The sequence below is a fragment of the Phreatobacter sp. GW821-FHT04C01 genome (assembly GCF_059420385.1).
In genome coordinates this window covers 457469-469352 of the sequence record NZ_JBWKTP010000001.1, presented here as the reverse complement: position 1 = coordinate 469352, position 11884 = coordinate 457469, and the positions used below count along the sequence as shown (strand labels likewise).

The 11884-nt window shown below is 68.8% G+C and carries 9 protein-coding genes; 2 read left to right on the top strand and 7 right to left on the bottom strand.

Annotated elements, in window-relative coordinates; genetic code table 11:
- Positions 1-280 precede the first annotated feature (280 nt).
- The 4 genes from AC07WJ_RS02165 to AC07WJ_RS02150 form a co-directional block, all read right to left on the bottom strand.
- Complete coding sequence (locus AC07WJ_RS02165) at positions 281-1099, bottom strand: 2-keto-4-pentenoate hydratase (RefSeq protein ID WP_494932886.1); 819 nt, start codon at positions 1097-1099, stop codon at positions 281-283.
- A 74-nt stretch (positions 1100-1173) separates the two neighbouring features.
- Positions 1174-2637, bottom strand: a complete 1464-nt coding sequence (locus AC07WJ_RS02160; protein ID WP_494932885.1) for a S41 family peptidase — start codon at positions 2635-2637, stop codon at positions 1174-1176.
- Positions 2634-3950, bottom strand: coding sequence for a murein hydrolase activator EnvC family protein (locus AC07WJ_RS02155; protein ID WP_494932884.1), 1317 nt, complete (start codon positions 3948-3950; stop codon positions 2634-2636). Before AC07WJ_RS02155 ends, AC07WJ_RS02160 begins: the two co-directional genes overlap by 4 nt.
- Before the next feature lie 129 nt (positions 3951-4079).
- Complete coding sequence (locus tag AC07WJ_RS02150) at positions 4080-4697, bottom strand: protein phosphatase CheZ (protein WP_494932883.1); 618 nt, start codon at positions 4695-4697, stop codon at positions 4080-4082.
- 446 nt (positions 4698-5143) lie between these two features.
- Between AC07WJ_RS02150 and AC07WJ_RS02145 the strand changes: the two genes are divergently transcribed.
- On the top strand, positions 5144-5998 hold the full coding sequence (locus AC07WJ_RS02145) for a L,D-transpeptidase (RefSeq protein ID WP_494932882.1): 855 nt from the start codon (positions 5144-5146) through the stop codon (positions 5996-5998).
- Positions 5999-6133: 135 nt separating this feature from the next.
- A complete protein-coding gene (aptA, locus tag AC07WJ_RS02140) occupies positions 6134-7501 on the top strand; it encodes an omega-aminotransferase AptA (protein WP_494932881.1) in 1368 nt (455 codons plus the stop codon).
- 232 nt (positions 7502-7733) lie between these two features.
- Here the strand turns inward: aptA and AC07WJ_RS02135 are convergent, their stop codons facing one another.
- The 3 genes from AC07WJ_RS02135 to AC07WJ_RS02125 form a co-directional block, all read right to left on the bottom strand.
- The gene (locus tag AC07WJ_RS02135) at positions 7734-8645 is read right to left on the bottom strand and encodes an SMP-30/gluconolactonase/LRE family protein (RefSeq protein WP_494932880.1); all 912 of its coding nucleotides are present in this window, start codon (positions 8643-8645) and stop codon (positions 7734-7736) included.
- Between the two features lie 88 nt (positions 8646-8733).
- Positions 8734-10413, bottom strand: coding sequence for a dihydroxyacetone kinase family protein (locus AC07WJ_RS02130; RefSeq protein WP_494932879.1), 1680 nt, complete (start codon positions 10411-10413; stop codon positions 8734-8736).
- 122 nt (positions 10414-10535) lie between these two features.
- A complete protein-coding gene (locus AC07WJ_RS02125) occupies positions 10536-11708 on the bottom strand; it encodes a M20 aminoacylase family protein (RefSeq protein ID WP_494932878.1) in 1173 nt (390 codons plus the stop codon).
- Between the last annotated feature and the right edge of the window lie 176 nt (positions 11709-11884).

Here is an 11884-nt window from a genome sequence, read left to right as displayed (position 1 = left end):
GCACGACCTGCTCGAGTGGGGCCTGCCAACTGCCTGCACAAGCTCTACGTCACCCCCGGCCGGGCGAAGCGAGGGGAAGGGGGTCCAGGAGTCGACTGGCCGCGCCATCAGCGTATGTGTCGGGCGGATTTCGCGGCGTCGAGGAGCCAGCCCTGCAATCCCTGGATCCCCTTCCCCTCGCTTCGCTCGGCCGGGGATGACGTCGAGGTTCCGGCGCGTTCCATCACGGCTTGTGCGGTCCATCCGTGCCGGCCGAGCAACCTGACGCCCAAACCCGCGTTCAGACGAAGCGCAAAGACATCGGCGGCACGTCGAGCCCCTCGACCAGGGTCGACCAGCGCTCGCCGGGCGCGATCGGAAAAGCCCGCGTCACCGTGCCCGTCGTGATGATCTCGCCTGCGCCGATCGGCTCGGCCTGCGGATCGCCGGCCAGCACGCCGGCGAGATGGCGGACCGCCGACAGGGGGCCGTCGAGCACGTTCGCCGCGACGCCGCGATCGATCACGGCGCCGTCCTTCGACAAGGTGATGGAAAAACCGGTGAGCGCCGCGAGCCAGGGCCCGGCATCGCCGGTGACCGGCAACCGAGGGCCGCAATAGAGCGCGCCGTGCAGGCCGAAGGCGGCGGTGCAATCGGCGGCCTGGAAGCGCCAGCCGGGATAAAGCGACTGGACGATCTCGAAACCATGGGCAACCCAGCCGATCGCGCCCAGGATCGCCCGTTCGTCCATGTCCGGCGTCACGCCGGCCTTGAAGCCGAAGATGATTTCCGGCTCGATCCGGGGTTCGACCAGATGGCTCAACGGCGCCTCGGCCGGTCCGTTCACATCCGTGCAGGTCGTGTCGTAGACCGGGCCCCAGATCGGCGAATAGACCCCATATTCGTCCCAGATCGTCCGGTTGGTGAAGCCGATCTTGCGGCCGACCACCGTCTCGCCCCGGGCGATCCGCCGCCGGGTGATCTCATGCGAGACCTTTTGTGCGTCTTCAGGCGAGAAGGTCGGCTCCAGACTGGTCAGAGGCCCGATCTGCCGCCGGCCGTCATAGGCCGCCAGGACCTCGCCCGCGAACTGGCGGGTCTGCGAAGAGCAAAGCGACATGAGACAGCCCGCCGGACCAGATGGCCGCGCCCCCGGCCCGATGCCGGAGGCGATGGATTGGCAGTTTCGGCCCGTTACTGGGGCGTCGCCGGGGCCGGCGTCGCGGGTGCCGCCGGCGCGGGCGCGGGCGTGGCCGGTTCGGCCGGAGCCGCAGGCGTCGTCGGCGCGACAATCGCAGGCGTCGCCGGGGCGGCAGCGCTGCGGGTACCGGGCGGGAACTTCGGATCGGTCTTGACCCCGCGCAGCAGGTCGAGGGCGAGATTCAGCTGAATATCGTCCTTCTGCTCACGCGGAACATAGCCCGAGGAGGCCGACCGCTCGTCGTTGTTTTCCTGGTTCGGATTGCGCAGGTGGCCGCGCAGGCCCGCCTCGCCGCGGTTCTGATTCTGCACCTCGGCGGCACGCGCGCGCAGCTCTTCCGGCAGCGGCTGTTCGGTCACGATATCCGGATCGATGCCGCGCGCCTGGATCGAGCGGCCCGACGGCGTGTAATAACGCGCCGTGGTCAGGCGGAGCGCGCCCTGGCTGCCGAGCGGAATGATCGTCTGCACCGACCCCTTGCCGAAGGACCGCGTGCCGAGCACGGTTGCCCGCTTGTGATCCTGCAGCGCGCCGGCAACGATCTCGGAGGCCGAGGCCGAACCGCCATTGATCAGCACGATGAGCGGCTTGCCGCCGGTCAGATCGCCCGAGCGGGCGTTCCAGCGCTGGGTTTCCTCGGCATTGCGCCCGCGGGTCGAGACGATCTCGCCGCGCTCCAGGAAGGCGTCCGAAACCGAAATCGACTGGTCGAGCAGGCCGCCCGGATTGTTGCGCAGATCGATGACGTAACCCCGCAGCTTGTCGGCCGGCACCTTGTTGCGGATTTCCTCCAGCGCGCGGCGCAGGCTGTCGGTGGTCTGCTCGTTGAACTGGGTGATGCGGATGTAGCCGACATCGTCGCCGATGATCTGATGGCGCACGGCGCGGATGACGATGCGATCGCGCGTGATCGGGATATCGCGCGGCGCCGCGGAGCCCGGCCGGGTCACCCGGATGGTGATCGACGAGCCCACCGGCCCGCGCATCTTTTCCACGGCCTGCTGCAAAGTGAGGCCCTGGATCGGCTCGTTGTCGATATGGGTGATCACGTCATTGGCCAGGATGCCGGCTTTCGACGCCGGCGTGTCGTCGATCGGCGCGACCACCTTGATCGCCCCGTCTTCCTGGGTGACCTCGATGCCGAGCCCGCCGAACTCACCGCGGGTCTGCACCTGCATGTCGCGGAAATTGCGCGCGTCCATGAAGCTGGAATGCGGGTCGAGCGAGGTCAGCATGCCGTTGATGGCGGCCTCGATCAGCTTGGCGTCGTCCGGCTTCTCGACATAGTCCGAGCGCACCCGCTCGAAGATGTCGCCGAACAGATTGATCTGCCGGTAGGTGTCGGATCCTGCGGCATTCGCGCTCATCCCCAGGATCGCGCGCGGCTGGGACACCGCGACAGTCGCGAGCGCGCCCATGGCGGCACCGGCAAGGAGGAGCGAAGCTTTGCGCATCATCCGCGAACCCTTTCATTGGTCTGAACGCCCGGAGCCCGAGGGGCCCACCAAGGCGCGGGGTCGATATTCGACCCATCCTTGCGGAACTCGACATAGAGGACGGGCTGGGAAGAGCCCGTTGTCACTGCCGCGGCCGGAGGGGGTGCGTCACCCATGACGCCCACCGGCTCGCCGGCCAAGACGAATTGGCCAAGATCAACGGTGATCCTGTCCATTCCGGCGAGAACGACATGATACCCGCCCCCGGCATTCAGGATCAAGAGTTGTCCGTAAGTTCGGAACGGCCCCGAATAGACCACCCAGCCGTCGGCGGGAGCGGTCACGGAGGCGCCGGCGCGGGTCGCGATCGACTGGCCGCGCTCGGTTCCGCCCAATCCGTCGGAAGCGCCGAATTCGCGCAAACGCACGCCCAAAACCGGCAAAGGCAGGCTCCCGCGGGTCTGCGCGAAGGGAATTGCCGGGTTCATGCGCCCGGCATTCTGCAAAGCGGCCATCTGTTGCCGGCGGTCGGCGGGACCTGGTCCGCGGGTCACCACCGAGGTGCGCGCGGCCTCCGCGGCCCGTTGCGCGGCGGCGATTTCGGTCTCCATCCGACCGATCAAAAGTTCGAGATTGCCGGCCTGGCGCGACAGGCCGGCCGCCCTGAGCTTCTCGGCGTCGAGCGATTGCTCGGTCTCGGCGACCTGTTTCTGGCGCGCCTCGGCCAGCGCTTCCAGGCGGATCCGCTCATTGTCCAGCGCGACCATGTCGCGTTTCAGCGTGTCGCGTTCGGCGGCGATCGACCGGCGGACGGCCGCGAGATCCTCGAGGTCGCGGGCCAGCGCCCGGACCGCGTCGCGCATCTCCGGCACCAGCGTGCCGAGCAGCATGGCCGTTCGCACCGACTTCAGGACGTCGTCGGCACCGACCAGCAGCGCCGGCGGCGGACGGCGCCCCATGCGCTGCAGCGAGGCGAGCACCTGGGCGATCAGGTCGCGCCGCTCGTCGAGCGAGGCGCGGATTTCGGCCTGGCGGCCGTCGAGCCCGGCGAGCCTCGCCTCGCTCTCGATCACTTTGCCTTCGAAGGCCCTGACCTTGGCGGCGGCCTCGATGCCGGCGCCGACAATGGCCGCGCGATCGGCCCGCATGGCCGCGACCTCGCGCTCGATCCGCGCCCGCTCGGCACCCGTGCGCTGCATGTCGTTCTTGATGGCGTCGAGCTCGCGCTGACGCTCCTGGCGCTCAGCCTCCGCCCGCTCGGCCGGCGACGGCGTCTGGGCGGCCGCCGGCAGGGCGACGACAAGCGGAGCGAGGATGGCGAGGCTGAGACGCATCGGGCCCGAATCAGGAGGGCGGAACAGAACCGATGCTACACTCGGATCGGCACGGGGCGGAATCAGGGCGAGCGATTGTTGCTTTGAGGGCGCAGCACCGGCTGCTCCCGCCCCGCCCGCCTCCCGGGCTCAGCCGAACAATGCGTCGATGTCGTCCTGGCTGGCATGGCCGCTTTCGCCGTCGATCTTCGGCCCGTTGACCAGGGCCGCGTCGCCGGTCGCTTCCGCGATGGCTTCGACATCGACGTCCTTGAAGCTGTCGAGGCCGCCCCAGATGTCCATCATCTTGACGATGCGTTCCTCGATGAATTTCAGCGTATTGACCACCTTGGTGATGCGCTGCCCGGTCAGGTCCTGGAAATTGCAGTGCTCGAAGATCGTGATGATCTTCTGCTGGACATCGTCGATGGCGCCGCGGTCCTGCTGGCTCTTGAGCTTCGCCGACAGGTGGCTGGCGATCTGGTCGATCGCCTCCGCCGCGGTCAGAATGCCCTCGGTCGCCTCCTCCGTGCCCGACACGATCGCGTCGAGCTCATGGGTGACCCGGGTCATCTGCTTGCCCTGGAAGCCGGAGACATGCAGCGTCGCGATCTCGTGCTTGGTCTCGTTGATCGCCTGGTAGATGCTGTCGAGCTCGGCCTTGAGCTTCATTGCCTCCTGCATCTCGCCCCGATAGGCCTCGATCATCTGCCGGGAGACCTCCTCGGCCGGCTGGATCATGGCGCGCAGCGCCTTCAGCTCGGACATGATCTCCTGGTGGCCCGCACCCGGCGCCGCGCCGTCATTCGCCGCCCAGGCGGCAAGTTCCGCCGGCTGAGAGAAGGATTCGATGCGGAAGGCTTTCTTGTTGGCGCGCATGAACAACCTGAATGTCGACGACCGGCCGGACCATCCAGGGCCCGTGCCGAGACCCTCGGTCGCGCGTGGTTAAGAACGGGTTCCGCCGGCGCCGCAAAGCCCAGGGTCGGCATGTGAAAAGCGGTTAACCTTTCCATTCGGCTAATTCAGGGATCGCTTACCATGTGCGGTGCCATTTTACCGATGGTTAAGCCTAAAGAAGACTTCGCCGCCGCGGGTGATGGTGTCGGATCCGCGCGGCCCCGGCGTTTACCGTTTTCTCGCGGTTTCGGCGGTTCAGTGGGGCGGAAGACCGGGGCTCCCCGCCCCGCCGACAGGTTTGACCGGGTTCGTCGATGAGCAAGCTCACCTTTTCCGCACTCTGCATCGGCCTGTTGGCCTCGGGTGCCGCTCTCGCCCAGGACGGTGCGCCCGCCCCGCGCGGCGCCATCTATGCCGAGCGCGGCGCGATGCCGGCCCGCCCCGGCTCGGTGCGCGACCGTCCGATGACCGCCTATGCCGAACCGGCTTCGCCGGGCCGGCGCGGCGGCATGGGCGGCGGCATGGGCGGCGGCTTCATCGAATATCTGTTCAACGGCGGCGAGGCGCCGCCGGCTCCGCGCAATCCGCGCGCCGTTCCGATGCAGCCGATGACCGGCGTTTCGCCCGGGCCGATCGAGCAGCGGGTCATCCCGTTGCAGCGGCGCGCCGCGCGCGCACCCGATTTTCAGGCCATGCCGGACCAGCCGGGCGTACCGCGCGGCATGGATCCGCGCTTCCTGCCGCAGACCGTCGCCTATCAGACGAGCCAGCGGCCCGGCACCATCGTCATCGATACCCGCGAGCGTTTCCTCTACCTGGTCGAGGCCAATGGCATGGCCAGGCGCTACGGCGTCGGCGTCGGCCGGCCCGGCTTCGGCTGGACCGGCGCCAAGACGATCACCCGCAAGGCCGAGTGGCCGGACTGGCGCCCGCCCGCCGACATGCTGCGCCGGCGCCCCGACCTGCCGCGCTTCATGGCCGGCGGCCCGGCCAATCCGCTGGGCGCGCGCGCCATGTATCTGGGCTCCTCGCTCTACCGCATCCACGGCTCCAACGAGCCGCACACCATCGGCACCTACGTCTCCTCGGGCTGCTTCCGCATGCGCAACGAGGACGTCACCGATCTCTACGAACGCGTCCGCGTCGGCACCAAGGTCGTGGTGCTGTAGCCGGCCGGGCGCCCCCCGCCCGCCGCGAGGACGACAATTCGACGGCCCGCAGATCACCCGCGCGTCGGTGTCGGTTGCGTGCGCCCTTGGCGCTGATATCGTCCTCGCCGAATTCCCGCTCTCCCGGAGACCATCATGTCCAAAGCGTCCGCGTTGCGTCTTGTCGATGCCGATTCGGTCGGCACCGCCTCGGTTCCGAACGATCTCGAGGCGTTCTGGATGCCGTTCACCTCGAACCGCGCCTTCAAGGCCCGGCCGCGCATGATCGCCCGCGCCAAGGACATGTATTATTACACGCCGGAAGGCCGTCCGGTGATGGACGGCACGGCCGGGCTCTGGTGCTCGAATGCCGGCCACGGCCGGGACCCGATCGTCCAGGCCATCCAGAAACAGGCCGCCGAGCTCGATTTCGCGCCCTCCTTCCAATATGGCCACCCCAAGGCCTTCGAGCTGGCGAGCCGCATCGCCGCCCTGGCACCGGCCGATCTCGATCACGTGTTCTTCTGCAATTCCGGCTCGGAAGCCGCCGACACCGCGCTGAAGATCGCGCTGGCCTATTGGAATGTCCGCGGCAAGGGCTCCAAGACCCGCCTGATCGGCCGCGAGCGCGGCTATCACGGCGTCGGCTTCGGCGGCATCACCGTCGGCGGCATCGTGCCCAACCGCAAGTTCTTCGGCTCGCTGCTCGCCGGCGCCGATCACCTGCCGCATACCTATAACCGCGAGGAGCAGCGCTTCTCGGTCGGCGAGCCCGAGTGGGGCGCCCATCTCGCCGACGAGCTGGAGCGGATCGTCGCCCTGCACGACGCCTCCACCATCGCCGCCGTCATGGTCGAGCCGATGGCCGGATCTACCGGCGTGCTGCCGGCGCCGAAGGGCTATCTCAAGCGGCTGCGCGAGATCTGCACCAAGCACGACATCCTGTTGATCTTCGACGAGGTCATCACCGGCTTCGGCCGGCTCGGCCACCCCTTCGCCTCCGAGCGCTACGGCGTCACCCCGGATCTCCTGACCTTCGCCAAGGGCGTCACCAATGCCACCGCCCCGATGGGCGGCGTCATCGCCCGCAAGGAGATCCACGACACCTTCATGACCGGCCCGGCCCATGTGGTCGAGCTGTTCCATGGCTATACCTATTCGGCCCACCCGCTCGCCTGCGCCGCGGGCCTGGCCACCCTCGATCTCTATCGCGACGAGGGTCTGTTCGAGCGGGCCAAGGCGCTCGAGCCGCTCTGGGCCGAGGCCGTGATGAGCCTGAAGACCAAGCCGGGCGTGCTCGACATCCGCCAGGTCGGCCTGACCGCCGCGGTCGATTTCGAGAGCCGCAAGGACGCGGTCGGCAAGCGCGGCTACGACGCGCTCGAGCACGCCTTCCACGAGGAAGGCCTGATGATCCGCACCGCCGGCGACGCCATCGTGCTGACCCCGCCGCTGATCGTCACCGAAAGCCAGATCGCCGAAATGGTCGAGAAGGCCGGCCGGGTGATCGAGGCGACCGCCTGATCGCAGCCCATCACGCCCACTGATGCCGAACCCCCGGTCGCCCAGCGCCCGGGGGTTCTTGTTTGGCGGGACCGCAAGCCGGCCCGCAAGCTCACGCACCGCGTCTTGCCCGGCCTTGGGCCGGGCATCCACGACTTGAGTCCGTGACAAGAAGACGTGGATGGCCGGGACAAGCCCGGCCAGGACGAGCGAGGCGCAACACCGCAATTCCAGCAGCGCAACGCGCACGACCTCAGGTCCAGGCCAGGCCCCTCGTGTTCAGGTAGAGCGCATAAAGCGAGGTCTGGCCGCAGATATAGAGCCGGTTGCGCTTCGGGCCGCCGAAACAGACATTGCCGACGATCTCGCCGATCCGGATCGTGCCGAGATGGGTGCCGTCGGGCGCGTAGCAGAACACGTCATGGCCCGCCGAGGTCCAGACATTGCCGTGGACATCCACGCGCAAGCCATCGAAAAAGCCGGCCGGACAGGTGGCGAACAGGCGTGGCCGCGACACCGACTTGCCGTCATAGGCGACCTCGTAGGCCGTGATCGTGACGGCGAGGTCCGGCACGTGGGAGCGGCCGGTATCGGCGACATAGAGGAGCTTCTCGTCGGGCGAGAAGGCGAGGCCGTTCGGCTTCACCCGGTCGGTGATCATGGTGTCGACCGCGCCGGTCGCCGGGTCGATCCGGAACACATGGGAAGCGCCGATCTCGCTTTGGGCGGCATCACCCTCGTAATCGCTGTCGATGCCGTAGGTCGGATCGGTGAACCAGATCGCGCCGTCCGATTTGACCACCACGTCGTTCGGCGAGTTCAGCCGCTTGCCGTGCCAGCGGTCGGCGAGCACGGTCCGGCTGCCGTCAGGCTCGATGCGCGAGACGCAGCGGCCGCGATGCTCGCAGGACACCAGCCGGCCCTGGCGGTCGACGGTATGGCCGTTATGGTGGTTGCACGGGCTCATGAACACCGACACCGAGCCGTCGGTTTCGTCGTAGCGCAGCAGCCGGTCGTTCGGAATGTCCGACCAGATCAGGTATTTGCCGGCCGGGAAATAGGCCGGCCCTTCGGCCCAGCGGCAGCCGGTGAACAGCCTTTCGAGCCTGGCATGGCCGATTACCAGGCCGGCGAAGCGGGGATCATGACTGACGATGTCGCTCAAGGCTCGGTCCTCGGACAGGGTGTTTTTTGCGCCGTCGTCCCATCCCTTGCGGGTATACGCGTCGGGACGCGGCGGCGGATGACGCCGGTCAGAGCAACCCGCGCATCCAGACCGTCACCGCGGCGGCGCCGGCATCGGGCGTGCCGAGCGCCCGGTCGCCGAGATAGGCGGCGCGGCCGAGCCTTGGCCGCATCTCGGCGGTCGCGGCAAGCCCCTTGTCGGCGGCGGCGATCGCCGCCCGCCAGGCCTCGGGCAGCGCGCTTCCGTCATTCGCCGCCGCCTCGAAAGCCTCCGCGGCCGGCATCAGGGCATCCAGCATGGTGCGGTCGCCGGCCCTGGCTCCGCCGAGCTCGGCGATGGCATCGACCCCGGCGCGGAACGCCGCGGCCAGAACCCGGGCGTCGGGCCGCGCCCCGCCCTGGTCGATGATCCGGGCGCCTCGCATCAGCGCCACCGCGTAGAACGGTCCGGAACTGCCGGCGATCGCCCGGCGCAAGGCGCCGGCGAGCGCGGTCAGCGCGGTCGAGGCATCGCTGAAGGCGCCGTCGGGCAGGGCCCGGAGCGCTTCGGCGCCGCGCAGCATGCTGATGCCGAGATCGCCGTCGCCGGCGGCGCTGTCGAGGGCGGTGAGTTGCTCTTCGGCCGCTTCGAGCTTGGCGGCGACCTTGAACAGCATGGCGCGCAGTTGCAGGTCCGCGACCCCGCCGGCCGCGCCATTGTCGGCGGCGCGCGCCGGTCCGGGCAGGATCTTCGGCTGCTCGATCCGGCCGCTGCCCGGCCAGGCCGGGGCCGAGGCCAGGGCATCGAGCAAGGCGAGGCGGTCGTCGTCGACGGTCAGCAGCGACAACGAACAGCCGGGCATCTCGATGGCGGTCAGGAAATTGCCGCTCCAGGCGCGTTCGACCCGCAGACCGCGCTCGCGCAGCACCGCAAGCGCCCGGCGCGCGACGATCGCCAGCTCCATCGGCGGTGTGCCGCCGAGCCCGTTGACCAGCAGCGCCACCCGGGCGCCGGCGCCGAGGGCCCGGTCCTTCAGGATGACGTCGAGAATGGTGTCGACCAGTTGATCGGCCGCTTCGAGCACGCCACGCCGCACGCCCTGCTCGCCGTGAATGCCGAGCCCGAGCTCGACCTCATCCTCGCCGAGCACGAAGCCGGGCCGGCCGGCGGCCGGCACCGTGCAGGCCCCGAGCGCCACTCCCATCGTGCCGAGCTCCCGCGCCGCGGCCCGTGCCGCTTCGGCGACCCGGGCCAGCGGCCAGCCGGCTTCCGCCGCGGCGCCCGCCACCTTGTGCACCAGCACCGTTCCGGCAATGCCCCGGCGCCGCTCGGCCGGCACGGTGTCGTGCAGGGCCACGTCGTCGGCGACCACGACGATCTCGGCCGGAATGCCCTCGGCCTTGGCGAGTTCGGCGGCCAGGCCGAAATTCAGCCGGTCGCCGGTATAGTTCTTGACGATCAGGACCGCCCCGGCCGGCCCCGCGGCGGCGCGAATCGCCGACAGGACGGCATCCGTGCTCGGCGAGGTGAAGACGTCGCCGGAAACGGCCGCGGTCAGCAATCCGGCCCCGACATAACCGGCATGGGCCGGCTCGTGGCCGGCGCCGCCACCAGACAGCACCGCGACCTTGCGCTGCGCGGGCTCCGGCAAGCCGGCCCGGATGATCACGTCCTCGTCGGCCAGCAGCGCCTGCTGCGGGCAGAGGGCGACAAGCCCTTCGAGCATCTCGCGCACGACATGGCGCGGGTCGTTGACGAGCTTTTTCATGGGCAGGCGTTTCCAAGCTGTCGGCCGCGGCTACGAGCGCGCCTTGACCGAAGCCTGTCCAAGCGCCGCGCCGAGGTCAAGCCGGATGGCGTTTGCCATCCGGCCCGGTCACACCCGGAGGCTCAGGCGGCGATCCGATTGGTCGCCAGCCGGCGCTCCACCAGCCGCGCATAGAGGCTCGCCGCATAGGGCAGCAGCGCGTCGTTGAAGTCGTAGCTCGGGTTATGGACATTGGCGCTGTCGCCATTGCCGATATTGATATAGGCGCCGGGCACCTTCTCGAGCATGAAAGAGAAGTCCTCCGAGCCCATGATCAGGTCCTTGTGGCGGTTGACATTGGCTTCGCCCGCGATCTCGGCCGCGACATCGGCGGCAAAGGTGGTCTCGTCGCTGTCATTGACCAAAGGCGCGAAGATCAGCCGGAAATCGACCTCCGCGGTGGCGCCGAAACCGGCTGCGACGCCGGTCGCGATGCGCTTCATATTGGTCTGGATGATCTCCAGGATCTCCGGCTTGAACCAGCGGGCGGTGCCGCGGATCGCCGCCTGATTGGGCACGACGTTATAGGCATCGCCGCCTTCGATCCGGGTGACGCTGATGACGGCGGAATCGACCGCGCCGACATTGCGCGCCGGAATCGACTGCAGCGCCGTGACGATATGGCAGGCGGTCAGCACCGGATCGACGCTGAACTCGGGATGCGCGCCGTGCGAGCCCTTGCCCTTGACGATGATGTCGAAAAAGGCGCCGCCGGCCATCATCGGGCCCGGCCGGATCGCGAACTTGCCGAGCGCCAGGTTCGGCGCATTGTGGAAACCGAACACGACATCGCAGGGGAAGCGGTCGAACAGCCCGTCGGCCAGCATGGCCTTGGCGCCGCCGAGCCCTTCCTCGGCCGGCTGGAAGATGAGGTTGACGACACCGTCGAAGCGCCGGGTTTCCGACAGGTAGCGCGCCGCGCCGAGCAGGCTCGCGACATGGCCGTCATGGCCGCAGGCATGCATCCGTCCGTCGATCGTCGAGCGGTGCGCGAAGGTGTTGGCCTCCTGCATCGGCAGCGCGTCCATATCGGCGCGCAGGCCGATGGAGCGGGCGCTGTCGCCGACCTTCAGCCGGCCGACCACGCCGGTCTTGCCGACCTGGCGATGCACTTCGAAACCGAAGCCGTCGAGCGTGCGGGCGATGAAGTCGGAGGTCCGCTTCTCCTCGAAGCCGATCTCGGGGTGGCGATGCAGATCCTGGCGCCAGGCCGTCATCGTGTCTTCGAATGCCTTGATCTTGTCGAGAACCGTCATGGCGGGCCTTCTGCTGCGGAGAAAATTCGGCCGCAAGCTAGCATGCCCGGCCACCGCTGCCACCGCGCCCGGCCGGCCAGCGCCGCATTGGAGCCATCCCGCCCGCGCTTGGCCGGGGCGGGCGGCTCGCCCCTACGCGCCCAAGGTCCAGATTATAAGTGGTCTAATCTATTTTC